The following is an 18,152-nucleotide window of genomic DNA, read 5'->3' as shown; positions in this document are numbered from 1 at the left end:
GGCCCCGTCATATCTGCGCATCGGCAAGCGGCGTCTGCGCATTCCGAGGCGGCGCGGAATCCGTATTGCCCTTGGTGTCGCTCTGCTTGTGCGCGGAATGCTTCCACCGGCCGGATTCGTGCTGTTGCCGGCCGCGCTCTCGCTGCTTTCCATCGACATTCCGCGCATTCGCCGATGGCGCCGGATCATGACGGTCAGGATTGGGCGAAAGACAGCGAAGGCGGCGGGACGAATCCGCCGAACTCGCGTTCGATCAGTCCGGCCAACGCAATCGTCGTCCGATCCTCGAGATACGGCCCGATGATCTGGACGCCGACCGGCAAGCCTGACTGCGTGCGCTCGATCGTGACGGCGGTCGCCGGCAATCCGCAGGTCGAAGCGGGGTCCGCCCAGATGAAGCAGGCGTCGGAGTAGTTATAGAGCTTGCCATCGATGTCGAGCTGCCGCGCATCGAACGGTTCGGAATGATCGTGCGGAAATGCCGGCACGGCGGCGGCCGGGTAGATCACGGCGTCGAATTCGCGGAAGAAGTGCTGCCACCGCTGCTGCAGCTGCAGGCGGGCCGCATCGGTCGCCAGCCATTCACGATGGATCATACCCCAGCCGCGGGCGCGCTCGGCCTGCAGGCTCCGGTCATCGGGCGCGAGGGCTGCGGCAAGTCCTTGCGCCTCTGCGAGTGCGGCCGGTGTCAGGCGCGGACTGCGCGCGGCGTTGAGCAGCTTCATGTAAAGCCGCGCGGATTCGGCAAGATCCGGCAGCGCTGCGCTTGAGCGCGCCACCAGCGCCCCTGATCGTTCGAGCCGTTCGGCTAATCGTCCAATGGCCGAACGCACGGCGCCACCCGTCGGCATCAGCGGGTGGGTGTCGATCACGAGGATTCTGAAATCCTTGAGCTGGTCATGTCGCGGCGCGGGCAGCGCAAGGCGATAGCCGATGCCGTCGCGCGTCTCGTCCGGGCCAGCAATCACGTCGAGCGACAAGGCAAGGTCCGAGGCGGTGCGCGCCATCGGCCCGACGACAGCGAGATCGCCCTGGCCGGGGACGGGCGGTGCCGGAGGCAAACTATATCCGCGCAGCGGGACCAGGCCGAGGCTCGGCTTGTGTCCGAACACGCCGCAGAAGTGCGAGGGCACCCGGATCGAGCCGCCGATATCCGAGCCGATCGAGAGCGGACCGAACCCTGCGGCCAGCGCCGCGCCCGATCCGCCCGAGGAGCCGCCGGGCGAGCGGCCAAGGTCCCACGGGTTGTTCGTGGTCCCATGGATCTCGTTGTAGCTCTGGAAATCCCGCAGGCCGATCGGGATGTTGGTCTTGCCGATGATGACGGCGCCCGCCGCCTTCAACCGAGAGACGACGAGAGCATCTTCCTTTGGTTGAAAATCCCTGAAATGCGGAAAGCCCCATGTCGTCGGCAGGCCGGCGACATTGAACGGTTCCTTCAACGTCACGGGAATGCCGAGCAACGGCAACCGCTCACCGCGGCCAAGCGCGGCATCGGCGGCGCGGGCGGCGTCTCTGGCGCGATCGAAATCGCGAACGATGATCGCGTTGATCCGCCCGTCCAGTGCCTCGATGCGGGCGATGGTGTGCGCGAGCAGCTCCGAGGCAGATATCTTGCGCGCGTGCAGGGCGCCAAGGAGTGCGCCGATCGAGCCGTAGTTCAGGTCAGTGGCGTCTGCAGTCATCGCGCGCTCCATTGTCTCCCGGCCGAGACCTTGTAGCCCGGATGGAGCGCAGCGCAATCCGGGACATGTCCCGACACGGATGCAGGACCCGGATTACGCTATCGCTCCATCCGGGCTACGGGGCTGTGGCGCATCCTTCGAGACGCCCGCCTTCGGCGGCCCCTCAGGATGAGGTCGCGTTTTGTGGCAAGATATCAGACCCTCATGGTGAGGAGCCCGCCGAAGCGGGCGTCTCGAACCATGCAGGCCGTGCTCGTCCGGCGGCCTCTCAGGAGGCTTCCTTGAGGACCGGCGCCGCCGATTCCTCCGCCTTGAGCTCCTCGAGACTGCGATGCCGCGGTTCGATGCCGAGCGCCCAGACCGTGATGATCTGCACCACCAAAAGGCCGATCATCAGTGCCATCACGCCGGCGACGCCGCGCGACTCGAACAGCGACACGACGAGGAACGGCGTGATGATCGTGGCGCCGCGCCCCAGCGTGTTGACGATGCCGGAGGCGCGCAGGCGGACCTCGGTCGGAAACAGTTCGGGGATGTAGATGCCGAACAGCAGGGCGACCAGGACGTAAATCGGCACCGTCAGCGCAAAGCCCACGGCCGGCAGCAGGATCGGATCCGAGATCATGGGGTAGAGGATGCCCAAGGCCACCGTGATCAGCGACGCGCCGATGATGGTCGGCTTGCGGCCCCAGCGGTCGGCGGTCAATGCGCCAATGGCCGAGCCGATCGGCGCGCCGAGCGCCATCAGCAGTGAATAGCCGAACGAAGTCGCAATCGAGAGGCCCTGCTTGACGAAGAAGACGGGCAGCCACGTCACGAAGCCGTAGAGCAGCGTGTTGATCGTGATCAGGCAGACCGAGCCGACGATCATCCGCGACAGCAAGGGCGTGGTGAACAGCGTGCCGAGATCGGCCGCGACCGGGGCTGACGTGACAGGCGCGGGAGCGGGCAGGGGCTGGCCTTGCGCCGCCTCCTTCTCGATGGCCAGCATCAGCGCTTCCGCTTCTGCGGTGCGTCCCACCGCTTCCAGCCAGCGCGGCGATTCCGGCAGCGACTTGCGCATATACCAGACGACGAGCGCGCCGACGCCGCCGAGCACGAACATCGAGCGCCAGCCGAATTGCGGCACCAGCACGGATGCGACGAGCAGCGCCACGGGCAGGCCGGTGACGACGCACACGGTGGTGAAGCCGAGCCATTTGCCGCGAGTGCGGGCGGGCACGAATTCCGTCATCGTCGAATAGCCGACGACGTTCTCCGCCCCTAAGCCAACGCCCATCACGAAGCGGCAGGCGATCAGGAACGCCATGTTCGGCGAGAACGCCGCGGCGAGGGAGGCAAGGCCGAAGAGGAGCAAATTGAACTGATAGGTGAAGCGGCGTCCATAGCGGTCGCCGAGGAAGCCGGTGCCGAACGATCCCAGCATCATGCCGACGAAGGTCGCCGAGATGAACGCTGCGTTCTGGGCGAGCGTCGAAAAGCCGGTCTTCAGCGTCACGCTGAGCACGGTCCCGGCGATGTAGATGTCGAAACCATCGAAAAACATGCCGATGCCGATCAGCAGCATGATGCGGCGATGGAATGGTCCGATCGGCAGCCGATCGAGACGGCCGCCTGCGTTCACCGATGTCGACATTGACGCTCTCTCCCTTGACTGTTGTTCTGGTTGATGCGGCCCGCCTTCTGTGGGCGGTGAGCTGCTTCTGGTCTCTGCTAGTTCAGTCGCTTCTGATTGGCCGTGTCACGATACCAGTCGAACGGCTGCTCGTGGGTCGCGACCATCACGCTCTTGGTGTTGAAATGGTCGTTGAAGCTCTCGGTGCCGCATTCGCGGCCAATGCCGGAATCGTCGACGCCGCCCCAGGGCGAAGCGGGGTCGAGCCGGTGATGATCGTTGATCCAGACGATGCCGGCCTTGACGTTTGCGGCGACGCGGTGCGCGCGGGCGACGTCGCGGGTGCGGATGGCGGCGGCCAGGCCAAACGGCGAGTCGTTGGCAAGCCGCAGCGCCTCGGCCTCATCCTTGAACGGTGTCACCGAGGTGAACGGACCAAACACTTCTTCCTGAAAAATCCGCATGTCGGATTTGACGTCGGCGAACACCGTCGGCTCGACGAAATAGCCGTTGTCATGGCCCGGCACCTTCGCGGCAACGCCGCCGGTGACAAGACGCGCGCCATCGGCGTGACCATAGCCTGCGTAGGCGAGAACGCGGTCGCGCTGCCTGGCCGAGATCACCGGACCCATCTGGGTGCTGGGATCGAAGGGATCGCCGACGCGGATCGTGCGGGTCTTGGCCTGCAGCTTCTCGACGAATTTGTCATAGATCGAGGCCTGGACCAGATGGCGCGAGGCGCAGACGCAGGTCTGACCGGCGCCGATGAAAGCACCGAACGCGGCATAGTTGACGGCGCGGTCGACGTCGAAATCGTCGAACACCATCACCGGCGTCTTGCCGCCGAGCTCCATGGTCTGGTGCGCAAACACCTTTGCGGCTGCGCTGCCGGCGATGCGGCCGGCCTCGGTGCCACCGGTCAGGACCAGCTTGTTGATGTCGCCGTGTTCGGCCAGCATCTTGCCCGCGCTCTGGCCGAGGCCGAGGACGATATTGAAGACGCCGGGCGGAAGGCCCGCTTCGGTGAAGATCTGGGCCAGCTTCAGCGTGGTCAGCGGCGTGTATTCGGACGGCTTGACCACGGTGACGCAGCCGGTCGCCAGCACCACGGCGAGCGACTTGCACAGGATCATCAGTGGGTGATTGAACGGCGTGCAGTTGGCGACGACGCCGATCGGAGTGCGGAGCGTGTAGTTCAGATAGGCGCCTTCGACCGGAATCACGGAGTCGCGGCGCGACAGCGCGACGCCGGCAAAGTAGCGGAAGAAATCGGGCAGGCGGGAGAGCTGGGCGCGGGTCTCGTTGACCGGGCGGCCGTTGTTGAGGGTCTCCAGCCGGTACAGGCTGTCGAGATTGGCCTCGAACGCATCGGCGAGCCTGTTGACCAGCCTCGCCCGCGCGCGCGTGTCCATGCCGCCCCAGGCCTTGCCTTCGAACGCGGCGCGCGCGCTTTTCATGGCGCGGTCGATGTCTTCGGCGGTGGAATTGGGAATGCGGGCGATCACGTCGCCGGTGGCGGGATTGCGGACATCAAGCATCGCGCCGTTGCCGGCTTCGACTTCACGCCCATCGATGAAATTGCCGTGGATTTCGACGTCGATCGACGCGGGTTTTGACGGGATGTTCATGACGACCTCTCTTCCACGATGACGGCATTACGCTTGAGCGCCGGCAGAACGCGTTTTTCGGTGGCGCCGATATGGGCCTTGATGATGCGCGCGGCGGTTCGCCTCTCGCGCTGCTGCATGGCGTCGATCAGGGCGACATGTTCGGCGACGAGCTTTGCCGGATCGTGGCCTTTCAGATTGGAGATGCTGACGCGGACCAGCCGGTCGGCCTGGCCGATCAGGTCGCACAGCGCGGTGGCCATACGGCGATTGCCGGAGGCATGGGCGAGCGCGGTGTGGAAGCCGCGATTGTAGGCGATGAAGTCTTCGTGGTTGCCGGAGAAGCGGCGGAATTCGTCGAGCGACTTCAAGACACTGTCGGGGGCGCTCTCGATGGCTTCGGCGACGCAGGCCGGCTCCAGCGCAAGACGGAAGCGCAGAAGGTCGCGGGCATCCGAGAGTGAGATCGGCGTGACCCGGTAGCCCTGGCGCGGCTGCACCGTGACGAGGTGCTCGCGCTGCAGCCTCAGTAGTGCATCCCGGACCGGTTGCCGGCTCACGTCATAGCGCTCGGCGAGGTCCTGCTCGCGCATTTCATCGCCTGGCGCAAACCGGCACGCTAAAATATCAGATCTGAGACGATCGTAGATATTTTCACGCAAAAGCATCATTTCTCTTGGCTCCTTGGCCTCAATATCTCAATCGTGATATTTCAGGTCAAGTGCCAAATGCTTGAATTCCCCGACAGTTGATTTATCAGTCGGGGCCTTCGGGGCACGCGAACGGGCAATGAAGTTAGGGAAAGACCGCACATGGACAGGCTTCTAGCCAACGGGACCGTCAACGCCGCGCAATCGGGCGAGGGGCCGCCGCTGTTCCTGTTCCACTCGCTGTTGTCGGATCGCGCGAGTTTTGATGCGATCGTGCCGGAGCTCGAGACATCGTTTCGCACCATCGTGCCGGAGCTGCCGGGGTTCGGCCGCTCACGCGCGGTCGAAGGCGGCCTTGCTGCGGTCGCGGACCGGATGGCAGAGGCTGTCAAAGACGCCGCGGGCGGTGCGCCGGCGATCGTGCTCGGCAATGGCTACGGTGGCTTCGTCGCCTTGCAGATGGCGATCCGGCATCCTGAGATCGCGAGCAAGCTCGTTCTCGCCGACAGCGGTGCGGCGTTCTCGGAGCCCGGCCGCGAGGCGTTTCGCAACATGGCGAAGGTGTCGCGTGAGAAGGGGCTCGAGGCCATCACCGAGGTCGCGATGCGTCGGCTATTCGCGCCCGAGTTTCAGGCGCAGCATCCGGAACTGATGCAGGATCGCCGTGCAGCGTTCCTACGGACGGATCCCGATGTATTTCGCGCCGCGTGCGACGCGTTGGCGAGCCTGGATCTCCGCACTGAGCTTGCCGCGGTGAAGGTTTCAGTGCTCGTTCTGGTCGGTGAGCACGATGAGGCGACGCCTCCGCCGATGTCGCATGAGCTGGCCGCCGGATTGCCGCGCGCCGAACTGAAGATCATTCCGGGTTGCGCACACGTGCCGCAGCTTCAGGCGCCGTGGCAGTTTCTCGAAGCGCTCGAGGGCTTCCTGCTCTGATCGGCGCTTTGCACCCGGCACCGGAACGAAGCGCCTTGCGTTCGAAGCAGCGATGCCTTCCGAAGAGTTAACGGGAGCGGCTCGGCGGCGAACACTCGACCGGCCATCGTGCGATCCGGCGTCTGTTTTGCCCGACGTGTCAAACGCCCGTGCACGTCGGGCTCGCGCCATGCCGCGCGAAATTCCTCAATGATTTGTACTGTGCATGGGGTTGTTTTCGCATTTTTTGTTTGAAGGTTCCCCGGGGCGGAACGTCAGCCGTCAACGTCCGTATCGACACGGCCACCCCTAAGAGTTTTTACACACAGTTCTGGCACGCTCCGCGCGTCAATATCCGCAACCTGCATCGTCGCCTCTCATTGTGCGCACGAAAAGACAGGACCCGCGGGCATCGAGGGGGCGTAAGCCATGACTGCACTTGCTTCGGACGCCGGTCGCGCGAGGGCTGGGATCGTGCCGATCCTGTTGTGCGTCGTTCCATTCAGCCAGATTCCGCTCGATGCCTATACGCCCGGCCTGCCGCAAATGGTGGTGGATCTCGCCGCCGACGCGGCGTCGATGCAGAACACCGTCACCGCCTACATGCTCGGCATGAGCTTGGCGCTGGTGCCTGTCGGCATCGCCTCCGACACGCTCGGCCGCCGCAACGTCCTGCTCGCAGGGCTGTCGGTGCTGATCGCGATGAGCATCGCCTGCGCGCTCGCCACCAGCGCCTCGCTGCTGCTGGGCTTGCGCTTCCTGCAAGGCATCGGCGGCTGCACCTGTCTCGTCGTCGCTTATGCGGTCGCCGCCGATTGTTTCCGCGGCCGCGAGCTCACCGCGATCTCCGGTCTGCTTGGCGCGGCGTGGGGGCTTGCGCCGGTGCTGGCGCCGGCCGCCGGCGGCTTCATCGTCGAGCTGACCTCGTGGCGCGGCGTCTTCGTCGTCATTGCCATCGCAGCGGCGATCGTCGCCGCGATCGTCGTATTTCTCCTGCCCGAAACGTTGTCGGCCGAGCGCCGCGCGCCGTTCGATCCGCGCCGCACCGCCGGCATCCTGCGTGATGCACTCGTGCGTCCGGGCTTCCTCGCCTTCGTGCTGGTGTTTGCAGCGGCAGCCAGCGCGCAGCTGGCGTTCGGCGTCGTCGCGCCGTTCTTCTACCAGACCGGCCTCGGCTATTCCGCTGCCATCTACGGCCTCGTCGCGCTCGGCCTCGGCGGCGTCAATCTCGCCGGCGAACTCGGCTGCGCGCATTTCGCGCGCTTCATGCCGGCCCGCGTGATGGGCTTCGGCGCCTTCGCGCTATTCCTCGCCGGTGCGGTGGTCCTGACCGTAACAGGCATGACCCTCGGTCTCGATTTCATGTCGATCACGATCGGCGGCGCGCTGGTGCTCGGCGGCTGCGGCGTGCTGTGCCCGATGATGTACGGCATGGCGCTCGGCCTGTTCGAGCGCGACCACGGCCTGATCGGCGGCCTCATCAGCGCGCTCTGCTATCTCGCCGTCAGCGGCGCCATGGCGATCGCGGCGGTGCTGCCCGAGGCGACGCAGGCGCCGATCGGATGGCTCTATCTCGGCCTCTGCGCCGTCGCGGGCACGCTGCTTGCGATCTCGCTGCCCTCGGCGCGGCAGGCCACACAACCTTAAGGAAGGAACCAGATTATGGCCACTGTTGGTATTCGCGGCACGTTCTTCGACTTCGTCGACGACCCCTGGAAGCACGTCGGCAACGAGCAGGCGGCCGCGCGCTTTCACCAGGACGGCCTCATGGTCGTCACGGACGGCGTGATCAAGGCGTTCGGTCCTTATGACAAGATCGCCGCCGCGCATCCGGGCGTCGAGGTCACCCATATCAAGGGTCGCATCATCGTCCCCGGCTTCATCGACGGCCACATTCATCTGCCGCAGACCCGGGTGCTGGGCGCCTATGGCGAGCAGCTCCTGCCGTGGCTGCAGAAGTGGGTCTATCCGGAAGAGCTCAAATACCGGGATCGCAACTACGCCCGCGAGGGCGTGAAGCGTTTCCTCGACGCGTTGCTCGCCGGCGGCACCACCACCTGCCAGGCCTTCACAAGCTCCTCGCCGGTCTCGACCGAAGAGCTGTTCGAGGAAGCGAGCCGGCGCAACATGCGCGTCATCGCGGGCCTCACCGGCATCGATCGCAACGCGCCGGCCGATTTCATCGATACCCCCGAGAATTTCTATCGCGACAGCAAGCGGCTGATCGCGCAGTATCACAACAAGGGCCGCAACCTCTACGCCATCACGCCGCGCTTCGCCTTCGGCGCCTCGCCGGAGCTGCTCAAGGCGTGCCAGCGCCTCAAGCACGAGCATCCGGATTGCTGGGTCAACACCCACATCTCCGAGAACCCGGCCGAATGCACCGGCGTGCTGGTCGAGCACCCGGACTGCCAGGACTATCTCGGCGTCTATGAGAAGTTCGACCTGGTCGGGCCGAAATTCTCCGGCGGCCACGGCGTCTATCTCTCCAACAACGAGTTCCGCCGCATGTCGAAGAAGGGCGCGGCGGTGGTGTTCTGCCCGTGCTCGAACCTGTTCCTCGGCAGCGGCCTGTTCCGCCTCGGCCGCGCCACCGATCCCGAGCATCGCGTGAAGATGTCGTTCGGCACCGACGTCGGCGGCGGCAACCGCTTCTCGATGATCTCCGTGCTCGACGACGCCTACAAGGTCGGCATGTGCAACAACACGCTGCTCGACGGCAGCATCGATCCCGCGCGCAAGGACCTTGCGGAAGCCGAGCGCAACAAGCTCTCGCCCTATCGCGGCTTCTGGTCGATCACGCTCGGCGGTGCCGAAGGCCTCTACATCGACGACAAGCTCGGCAATTTCGAGCCCGGCAAGGAGGCTGATTTCGTCGCACTCGATCCGAACGGCGGCCAGCTCGCACAACCCTGGCATCAGTCGCTGATCGCCGACGGCGCCGGCCCGCGCACGATGGACGAGGCCGCGAGCATGCTGTTCGCCGTCATGATGGTCGGCGACGACCGCTGCGTCGACGAGACCTGGGTGATGGGCAAGCGTCTCTACAAGAAGAGCTGAAGCGGACGGCCGCCGATGAGCGCATCTCCTGACACAGCCGGCCAGCCGGTCGCCCTCGTCATCCAGCGCCGTATCGCGGACGACGGCTTTGCCGCGTTCGCACGCTGGAACGGCGAGGTCGGCGAGGTGCTCAAGACCTGGCCCGGCTTCCTCAGCCAGGAGGTGGTTCCGCCGCAGCCGCCGGCGCATGTGGACTGGGTGACGATCCTGCGCTTTGCGAGCCCGGCCGCCGCGCGCGCCTGGCTCCAGAGCGAGGTGCGGGCGAAGCTGATCGCGGAGATACAACGCTTCTTCGTCGGTTCGGAGGACGTCCATATTCTGCCGGACACCGGCGTTCAACGCGACAGCGCAGTCTCCGCCGTCATATCCTTCAAGGTACCGGCAGGGTTAGAGGACGCCTTCTTCACATGGCAGCAACGCATCCAGGCTGCCGAAGCCGAGTTCAAAGGATTTTTGCGGCACAAGATCGAGCGGCCCATTCCGGGCCTGCACGATGAGTGGATCGTCATCCTGTCGTTCGACAGCGATGCCAATCTCAATGCCTGGCTCGACTCGCCGCTGCGGCAGACGCTGCTGAGGGAAGGCGCGCGCTTCAACGCCGGCATGAATGTGAAGCGGGCGAGCTACGGTTTCAATTTCTGGTTTCCGGCCGGCAAGACGCAGGCTCCCGAGCAGGGGCCGGGCTTCATCTGGAAGAGCAACCTGATTGTTCTCCTGGTGCTCTATCCCGTGGTGTACCTCTGGGGTTATTTCATCAGCAGGCCGCTGATCGACAGCCACGGCGTGCCGGTCTGGCTGTCGCTGTTCGTCGGCAATCTCGTCAGCACCCAGCTGCTCGGCTGGTGGCTCGTGCCCGCCGCCTTCAGGGCGCTCGACTGGTGGGTGGCGCCGAAGGCGGCGATCGGCCGCCAGATCGCCGGCTACGCGCTGCTTGCCGCGCTCTACGCTGCGTCGATGGGCCTGTACGCGCTGCTGCTCGCATGGCATTGGGGACGGTGAGGCCGTCCACCGTATTGTCGCGGAGAGGGACGGTCGCTGGACATCGACGACCATGTTCGCCCTGACATTTCTCGGCACCTCGGCAAGCGTTCCCTCGGCGGAGCGTAATCATCCGGCACTCCTTGTGGAGGCGGCGGGCCAGCGCATCCTGGTCGATTGCGGTGAGGGCACGCAGCGCCAGCTGCTGCGCAGCGGTGCCGGCTTTCGGCGCCTCGACCGCATCCTGCTCACGCACGCGCATCTCGATCACGTGCTCGGCATCCCCGGCCTGTTCTCGACGCTGGGCTTGCGGCAAACCTCCGACGTGATGAGCATTCACGGCGGAGAAGGCACGCTCGACATCGTCATCCGTATGCTCGCAGGGCTATGGGGTGCGGGCAGGGCGCCGATTGCGGTGGAGTTCTCAGCCTTGAGCGAAGGGCAGGTCATCGACGCCGGCGACTTCATCATCGACTGCTTTCCGGTCCGCCACCGTGACACCGACAGTTTTGGTTTCGTCTTCAAGAGTCCCGCTCGCCGCCACCTTCGGTCCGATCGCCTCGCGGCGCTCGGTGTTCCCGACGGTCCCTTGCGCGGCGAGCTGGCGCAGGGACGGCCAATCGTCGTCGATGGCCGAACGATCGATCCGGAAGATGTCCTGGGGCCGCCGAGCGGCGGCAAAAAGCTCGTCGTGATCGGCGACACCGAGACGACGGATGGACTCTCCAAGCATGTCGCCGACGCCGATATGCTGGTGATCGAGGCAACGTTCCTCGATCGCGACGCGCCGACGGCGCGGAATTACGGCCATCTCACCGCGGCAGAGGCGGCGTCCTTTGCGGCCGCGAACAACGTCGGCCAGCTGGTGCTGACTCACATGTCGGGACGCTATGAGGACGAAGAGATCCGGGCGGAGGCCGCAAGGATCTTTCCAAACAGCCGGATCGCCGCCGACTTCGACCATGTGGTCATCTAGTCGCCGCGACCCCCGTTCAGCTCGACAATCCCGACTTGATCGCGAGATCCTGCGCCTGGCTCGTCAGCTGCACCAGTCGCGGCAGCGCCTGGTCGCGAAAGGACGGCATGTCCATCCGCATCGCATCGACGGTGACGCTCAGTCCGGCGACCACCAGACCCTGGGCGTCGAAGATCGGCGTTGCCAGCGTGCGCAGGCCATAGGCGTTCTCGCCGTCGGAGACGGCATGGCCCTTCTTCTTCACCTGATCGAGCCGGGCGAGCAGGGCATCGAGGTCGGTGAGCGTTCGCTCCGACAGTTTTACACGAGGGCGCAACTCAAGCCGCGAGATCTGCTCGTCGCGCGCCAGATGCGCCAGCATCACGTGGCCGAGCGCGGCGCTGTAGGCGGGGATGCGCGTGCCCGGCCGGCGATCCATCTTGTGGCGATCGAGGCCGGCACCGACGCGGGCGAGATAGACCACGTCGCCGCCGTCGAGGATGCCGAGCGAGGCCGCATCGCCCACCGCAGGCACGAGCTCGCGCAGCAGCGGCTCGACGATGGTCCGCAAGGATCCGTGCGACAGCACGGTGTAGCCGAGATCGAGGCAGGCGACGCCGAGGCGGAACCGGCGGCTCTGCGGAACCGCCTGAAGGTAGCCGAGCTCGATCAGGGTCTGGATCAGCCGGAACGCGGTCCCGCGGTCGAGATCGGCCCGTGCGGCAATCTCACTCAGGGTGAGCTCGAAGGCCTCGCTGGTGAAACTCTTGAGCACGGCAAACGCCTTGCCGACCGAAGCGACGTAATTCTTTGGATTTTTCGCTGTGGCTTCAGGTTTGCGCCGTGTGGCCTTGTTCTCAGGCTTGCTCTCGGTCTTGGCCATTCGAATGCCCCGCCCACGACAGCTGCCCTTGACGCGGCGGCAGCCTGATCTTACCAACGAGGCAGATCATAACAAATGTTCGCATTCCGAACAATATCGATTTGACGATCGGAGGAAGTTTGTCGACATCATCGCTGCACCCTCATGGCGTGTTCTCCGCCGCGTTGACGCCCCTCGACGCCGAGCTCGCCCCCGATCATGCGCGCTTCGTCGCGCATTGCCGCTACTTGCTGGACGAAGGCTGCGACGGCATCGCGCTGCTCGGCACCACCGGCGAGGCGAACTCCTTTTCCGCGGCCGAACGTATGGCCCTGCTCGAGGCGGTGGTGGCCGCGGGCATCGCGCCGCAGCGGCTTCTCCCTGGAACGGGCGTCGCCGCGCTCACCGAGACCATTGCGCTGACGCGTCACGCGCTCTCGGTCGGTGTCGACACCGTGGTGATGCTGCCGCCGTTCTACTACAAGGGCGTCAGCGACGACGGCATCTACGCGTCCTACAGCGAAGTCGTGCAGCGCATCGGCGATGCCCGGCTCAAGGTCGTGCTCTATCACATCCCGCAGATGTCGGCGCAGCCGATCTCGCACGCGCTGATCGAGCGGCTGCGCAAGGCCTATCCGGCCGTCTTCACCGGCATCAAGGATTCCTCCGGCGACTTCGCCAACATGACCGCGATGGTCGAGCGCTTCCCGGGCTTCTCGGTGCTCGTCGGGGCCGATCCGCTGCTCCTGCCGCTGCTGCGCAAGGGCGGGGCCGGCTGCATCACCGCGACCTCGAACCTCATCGCGCGCGACCTTGCCTATGTCTACAAGCACTTTCGCGACAGCGACGATGATGCGGCGCTCAAGGCGGCGCAGGCGCGCATCGTGAAAGCGCGCGAGCTGGTCTCGCGCTTCCCGCAGATGGCCTCGCTGAAGGCGATCGTCGCCGAGCGCACCGGCCATGCCGGATGGCAACGCCTGCGGCCGCCGCTGGAGTCGCTGCCGCCGGCTCAAGCGAAAGAGCTGCTTGCGGATGCCGCGGCGTTCGCTGCCGCCACCGTCTAGAATCAGCCCGGGCGACGAGGCGAACCGATGTCCGATTCTTTCCAGGATGCGTTGGCCGGGCTCGCCGCTATCGTCGGCGGCAAGCACGTCATCGCGTCCGGACCCGACCAGGAACCCTATGTGGTGGACTGGCGCGGGCGCTATCACGGACGTGCGGTCGCGGTGGTGAAGCCGGGTTCGACCGCCGAGGTCGCCACTGTCGTGAAGTTCTGCGCGGAAAGGCGGCTCGCGATCGTGCCGCAGGGCGGCAATACCGGCATGTGCGGCGCCGCGACGCCCGACGATCACGCCGGCAATGTCGTGATCCGGCTCGACCGCATGCGCGCTATTCGTGACGTCAGCCCGCTCGCCAACACCATCACAGTGGAGGCCGGCTGCATCCTCGCCGAGGTGCAGAACGCGGCGCGCGACGTCGATCGCTATTTTCCCTTGAGCCTCGGCGCGGAGGGCTCCTGCCAGATCGGCGGCAACATCTCGACCAATGCCGGCGGCACCGCCGTGCTGCGCTACGGTCCGACACGCGATCTCGTGCTCGGGCTGGAGGTCGTGCTGCCCGATGGCCGCGTCTTCAACGGCCTGCGCGCGCTGCGCAAGGACAATACGGGCTACGCGCTGAAGCAGCTTTTCATCGGCGCCGAGGGCACGCTCGGCATCGTCACCGCGGCGGTGCTGAAGCTGTTCGCGCCGCCGCGCAGCTCGGCCCTGGCGCTGTTGAAGCTGCAGGGCGTGGAGCAGGCGCTCGAAATCATGCAGCGCCTGCGCGGCGCGGTCGGCGACCGGCTCGGCAGCCTCGAGATCATGTCGCGCTCGCAGATCGAGGCGATCGCCGCGACGGTGCCGCATGTCACCATTCCCTTCGAGCTGACGACGCCATGGTATCTGATCGTCGAGCTGACCGACACGCTCGCAGGCGTCGACCTTAATGAGCCGCTGGCCACTGTGCTTGCGGACGCGATGGAAGCGGGGCTCGCCGAGGACGCCATCTTGGCCTCCAATCTGGCGCAGGCGAAGGCGATCTGGGCTGTCAGGCACAGCGTGTCCGAAGGCAACAAGCGCAGCGGCTATGTGGTGTCGCATGACAGTGTGGTGCCGCTGGAGCGCCAGGCGGCCTTCGTCAACAATGTCGAGGCGCGGATCAAGGCGGCGGTTCCGCATGCGAACGTCGTCATGCACGGCCACATCGGCGACGGCAACATCCACGTCGTGGCCCTGATCGATCGGGTACATTGCCAGGACCCGGATGCGACGGCGAGGCTGGTGGCTGTGATCAACGAGATCGTCGACGACGAGACCGCGGCGCAGGGCGGTGCGATCAGTGCCGAGCACGGCATCGGAATCACCAATCGCGGCAGGCTTGCGCGGGTTGCCGATCCGCTCGATATCGAGCTGATGCGCGACATCAAGCAATTGCTCGATCCGAATGGCCTGATGAATCCCGGCAAGATTTTTGGCGCGGGAGCGAGATGACGATGACGAGCGTCCGGCTGCTTGCTGACGATCTGACCGGTGCGCTCGACACCGCTGCGGAGTTCGTCGGCCTGTGCGGACCGTTCGACGTCACCTGGCCGGAAGCACCTGCGGCGTCCGGCTCCGGCAGCCTCGCGATCGACAGCGGTACCCGCGAGCGGTCGAAGGCCGAGAGCGTCGAGATCGTCGGGCAGCTGGCGCCACGGCTTCAGGGAGCGACGATCGCCTACAAGAAGGTCGACAGTCTCCTGCGCGGGGCGTGGGCTGCCGAGCTCGGCGCCTGCCTGCGCAGCGGTCATTGGGCATCCTGCGTGGTCGCGCCCGCCTTCGACTATCAGGGGCGCCGCACCGCAGGCGGCCAGCAATTCGCACGCACGGTGCAAGGCGAGTGGCACCGGGTCGGCGACAATTTGCTGGATCAGTTGGGGCAGGACGGCATCGAGGCGCTGCGGGGCAGCTCCGATACGCTGTCGCAGAGCGGCGTTCAGGTGTTCGATGCCGAGAGCGACATCGACCTCGACCGCGTCGTCGAGATGGGACGGCGGATGCCGGGGCCCGTGCTGTGGTGCGGAAGCGGTGGACTGGCCGGCGCGCTTGCGCGCAGTCACCGTGCCGATGCGCCGAGCCAATTGAAGTTGCCGGTGCTGGGGCTGTTCGGCTCCGACCAGCCCGCCGCTGCATCTCAGCTCGCTGCATGCGGCGAAGCGACGATTGAGCTTGCGGAAGGCCAGGGCGCGACGCGCGTCCAGCGCAAGCTCGCCGATGACCGCGTGGCCATGGTCAAATTCTCGCTCGCCTGCGGCCTGACGCGCGCTGAAGCGGCGCAGCGGATCGCGCGCGAAATGGCGGCATTGATTGCGGCGCTCGATCCGCCCGGCACGCTGATCGTCGCCGGCGGCGAGACCTTGAAGGCCGCCTGTGTTGCCCTTGGCGCGCACGCGCTTGAGGTGACAGGGCGTGTTGTTCCGGGATTGCCGCGCTCGATCCTGCAAGGCGGGCGCTGGTCCGGCGTCGACGTCATCTCGAAATCCGGTGCATTCGGTCCCAGCGAGCTGTGGCGTGACCTGCTCCGGGACAATCATCTGCTCAGAATGGAGAGTCCGATATGACCTCTCGTCATCTTGCCATCACCATGGGCGATCCGGCCGGGATCGGGCCGGAGATCATCGTCAAGGCCTGCGTCGGGCTGAAGGAGCGGATCGCGAAGGGGGATCTGCGCCTGCTCGTCATCGGCAGCGGCGCGGCGCTGGAAGGCGCGAAGGCCGCGCTCGGCGCCGACGTCGCGATCCCCGAGGTGACGGCCGACGATCGCGAATGGCCCAATCTCTGCTACCTGCAGGCCGACGCCGAGGGCGATCCGATCAAGCCGGGCGTGCTCAGCGCCGACGGCGGCCGCTTCGCCTACAAGGCGATCGAGCAGGGCGTGCGCCTGACGCAGGCCGGCCGCACCGCGGCGATCGTCACCGCGCCGCTCAACAAGGAAGCCCTCAACAAGGCCGGCTATCATTTCCCCGGTCATACCGAGATGCTGGCGCATCTCACCGGGGTGCGCGGCTCGGTGATGCTGCTCGCCCATGGCAACATGCGCGTCAGCCATGTCTCGACCCATGTTGCGCTGGAGGACGTGCCGAAGCGCCTGACGCCGGAGCGGCTGCGCATGGTGATCGACCTCACCAACGACGCGCTGCGCCGGCTTGGCATCGCCAAACCGAAGATCGCAATCGCCGCGCTCAATCCGCATGCGGGCGAGGGCGGGCTGTTCGGCCGGCAGGATATCGACGTGTCGGCGCCGACGATCGCGAAAGCGGTCGCCGACGGCCTCGACGTCGTCGGCCCGGTGCCGGGCGACACCATTTTCGTCAAGCTGCGTGCCGGCCAGTTCGATGCCGCGGTCGCGATGTATCACGATCAGGGGCACATTCCCGTCAAGCTGCTCGGCTTCCAGGTCGATCCCGCGACCGGCCGCTGGCAGGAGCTTTCCGGCGTCAACATCACGCTGGGCCTGCCGATCATCCGCACCTCCGTGGATCACGGCACCGCCTTCGATATCGCCGGCAAGGGCATCGCCAACGAGCACAGCCTGATCGAGGCCATCGATTATGCCGAGCGGCTCGCCGCCGGTGCCTCCGCAGCCAAATCATGAGATCGAACGCACGATGACCAACGCCTTCACGCCCATCGAAATCCAACGCCCCACCATCCTGGAGTTCGGCAACGGCACCATCACCGCCGCGGCGCGCTTTGCCGAGCGGATCGGCGCCAGGCGGCCGCTGGTGATCTCGGACCCGTTCAACGCGCGCCGCGTCGACACGCTGGGGCTGCCGGGCGCCGTAAAGGTGTTCGGCGACGTCAAGCCCGAGCCGGACCTGCCGAATCTCGAGAAGGCGGTGGCCATGGCGAAGGACGCCAGGCCCGATCTCGTCGTCGGTTTCGGCGGCGGCAGCGCCATGGATCTCGCCAAGCTGGTCGCGGTGATGTGCAGCAGTGACGTGCCCTTTGCCGACATCGTCGGGCCGGAGAAGGTCGCCGGCCGCAGCGTCGCGCTGATGCAGATCCCGACCACCTCGGGCACCGGCAGCGAGGCCGGCACCCGTGCGCTCGTCACCGATCCCGTCAGCCAGAACAAGCAGGCGGTGCAGAGCCGCTTCATGCTCGCCGACATCGCCATCGTCGATCCGGACCTGACGATGACCGTGCCGAAGGAGGTGACCGCGGCGACCGGCGTCGATGCGCTGGCGCATTGCGTCGAGGCCTACACCAGCCGCAAGGCGCATCCGACGATCGATCTCTACGCGCTCGAAGGCGCGCGGCTGGTCGGGCGCTATCTCAAGCGCGCGGTCGCCGATGGCGGCGACCGCGAGGCGCGCGCCGGCCTGTCCCTTGCCTCGCTCTACGGCGGCTATTGCCTCGGGCCGGTGAATACGACCGCGGGTCACGCTGTGGCCTATCCGCTCGGCACGCGCCATCACGTCGCGCACGGCCTCGCCTGCGCGGTGATCTTCCCGCACACGCTCGCCTTCAACATGCCGGCGGTGGAAGAGAAGACGGTCGCCGTGCTGGGTGCGTTGGGGCTGCCCCAGCAACGCGATCCGAAGTTCGTGTTCGAGGCGACCTACGCGTTCTGCAAGGATCTCGGCATCGAGATGCGGCTGTCAGCTCTCGGCGTGCCCAAAAGCGATCTCGGCGTGATGGCTGACGAGGCGCACGCCATCCGCCGCCTGCTCGACAACAACCCGCGTGACCTCAGCCGGGATGCGATCCTGAACATGTACGAGGTCGCGTTCTAACGGCTCG

The 18,152-nt window shown here is 66.1% G+C and carries 15 protein-coding genes; 10 read left to right on the top strand and 5 right to left on the bottom strand.

The window, feature by feature from the left end; all coding sequences use genetic code 11:
* Positions 1–194: 194 nt before the first annotated feature.
* The 4 genes from XH79_RS00675 to XH79_RS00660 all read right to left on the bottom strand — a co-directional run bounded on the left by XH79_RS00675 (position 195) and on the right by XH79_RS00660 (position 5,575).
* The gene (locus XH79_RS00675; protein ID WP_442869887.1) at positions 195–1,685 is read right to left on the bottom strand and encodes an amidase; all 1,491 of its coding nucleotides are present in this window, start codon (positions 1,683–1,685) and stop codon (positions 195–197) included.
* Between the two features lie 268 nt (positions 1,686–1,953).
* Positions 1,954–3,321 carry an MFS transporter gene (locus XH79_RS00670; RefSeq protein WP_212339112.1) on the bottom strand — a complete coding sequence of 456 codons (1,368 nt, stop codon included), beginning with the start codon at positions 3,319–3,321 and terminating at the stop codon, positions 1,954–1,956.
* Between the two features lie 77 nt (positions 3,322–3,398).
* A complete protein-coding gene (locus XH79_RS00665) occupies positions 3,399–4,928 on the bottom strand; it encodes an aldehyde dehydrogenase (protein ID WP_271580273.1) in 1,530 nt (509 codons plus the stop codon).
* On the bottom strand, positions 4,925–5,575 hold the full coding sequence (locus XH79_RS00660; RefSeq protein WP_271580713.1) for a GntR family transcriptional regulator: 651 nt from the start codon (positions 5,573–5,575) through the stop codon (positions 4,925–4,927). The genes XH79_RS00665 and XH79_RS00660 overlap by 4 nt, the downstream gene beginning before the upstream one ends.
* A 144-nt stretch (positions 5,576–5,719) precedes the next feature.
* Between XH79_RS00660 and XH79_RS00655 the strand changes: the two genes are divergently transcribed.
* The 5 genes from XH79_RS00655 (at position 5,720) to rnz (ending at position 11,486) form a co-directional block, all read left to right on the top strand.
* A complete protein-coding gene (locus tag XH79_RS00655; protein ID WP_271580272.1) occupies positions 5,720–6,493 on the top strand; it encodes an alpha/beta fold hydrolase in 774 nt (257 codons plus the stop codon).
* A 408-nt stretch (positions 6,494–6,901) separates the two neighbouring features.
* Positions 6,902–8,119: a multidrug effflux MFS transporter gene (locus tag XH79_RS00650; RefSeq protein ID WP_271580271.1), complete on the top strand. Its 1,218-nt coding sequence runs from the start codon at positions 6,902–6,904 to the stop codon at positions 8,117–8,119.
* A 15-nt stretch (positions 8,120–8,134) separates the two neighbouring features.
* On the top strand, positions 8,135–9,532 hold the full coding sequence (gene guaD / locus XH79_RS00645; protein ID WP_271580270.1) for a guanine deaminase: 1,398 nt from the start codon (positions 8,135–8,137) through the stop codon (positions 9,530–9,532).
* 15 nt (positions 9,533–9,547) lie between these two features.
* Positions 9,548–10,531: an antibiotic biosynthesis monooxygenase gene (locus tag XH79_RS00640; protein WP_271580269.1), complete on the top strand. Its 984-nt coding sequence runs from the start codon at positions 9,548–9,550 to the stop codon at positions 10,529–10,531.
* A gap of 52 nt (positions 10,532–10,583) precedes the next feature.
* Entirely contained in the window at positions 10,584–11,486 is a 903-nt protein-coding gene (rnz, locus tag XH79_RS00635; protein WP_271580268.1) for a ribonuclease Z, read from the top strand.
* A 16-nt stretch (positions 11,487–11,502) separates the two neighbouring features.
* Here rnz and XH79_RS00630 read toward each other — a convergent pair whose 3' ends face one another.
* Positions 11,503–12,348 carry an IclR family transcriptional regulator gene (locus tag XH79_RS00630; RefSeq protein WP_271580267.1) on the bottom strand — a complete coding sequence of 282 codons (846 nt, stop codon included), beginning with the start codon at positions 12,346–12,348 and terminating at the stop codon, positions 11,503–11,505.
* A gap of 119 nt (positions 12,349–12,467) precedes the next feature.
* On the opposite strand from XH79_RS00630, the gene XH79_RS00625 reads away from it, so the two are divergent.
* From XH79_RS00625 to XH79_RS00605, 5 genes are read left to right on the top strand one after another with little or no spacing between them, the layout of a single operon-like run.
* Entirely contained in the window at positions 12,468–13,391 is a 924-nt protein-coding gene (locus XH79_RS00625; protein ID WP_271580266.1) for a dihydrodipicolinate synthase family protein, read from the top strand.
* A 27-nt stretch (positions 13,392–13,418) separates the two neighbouring features.
* Positions 13,419–14,858, top strand: coding sequence for an FAD-binding oxidoreductase (locus XH79_RS00620; protein WP_271580265.1), 1,440 nt, complete (start codon positions 13,419–13,421; stop codon positions 14,856–14,858).
* Between the two features lie 2 nt (positions 14,859–14,860).
* On the top strand, positions 14,861–15,967 hold the full coding sequence (locus XH79_RS00615) for a four-carbon acid sugar kinase family protein (protein ID WP_271580264.1): 1,107 nt from the start codon (positions 14,861–14,863) through the stop codon (positions 15,965–15,967).
* Positions 15,964–17,001, top strand: a complete 1,038-nt coding sequence (gene pdxA, locus XH79_RS00610) for a 4-hydroxythreonine-4-phosphate dehydrogenase PdxA (protein WP_212339142.1) — start codon at positions 15,964–15,966, stop codon at positions 16,999–17,001. Before XH79_RS00615 ends, pdxA begins: the two co-directional genes overlap by 4 nt.
* A 13-nt stretch (positions 17,002–17,014) precedes the next feature.
* A complete protein-coding gene (locus XH79_RS00605; protein ID WP_271580263.1) occupies positions 17,015–18,145 on the top strand; it encodes an iron-containing alcohol dehydrogenase in 1,131 nt (376 codons plus the stop codon).
* Positions 18,146–18,152 lie beyond the last annotated feature (7 nt).

It is taken from the genome of Bradyrhizobium sp. CCBAU 45389 (assembly GCF_028128625.1).
GTDB lineage: Bacteria > Pseudomonadota > Alphaproteobacteria > Rhizobiales > Xanthobacteraceae > Bradyrhizobium > Bradyrhizobium liaoningense_B.
This window is presented reverse-complemented; position numbering and strand designations above follow the sequence as displayed.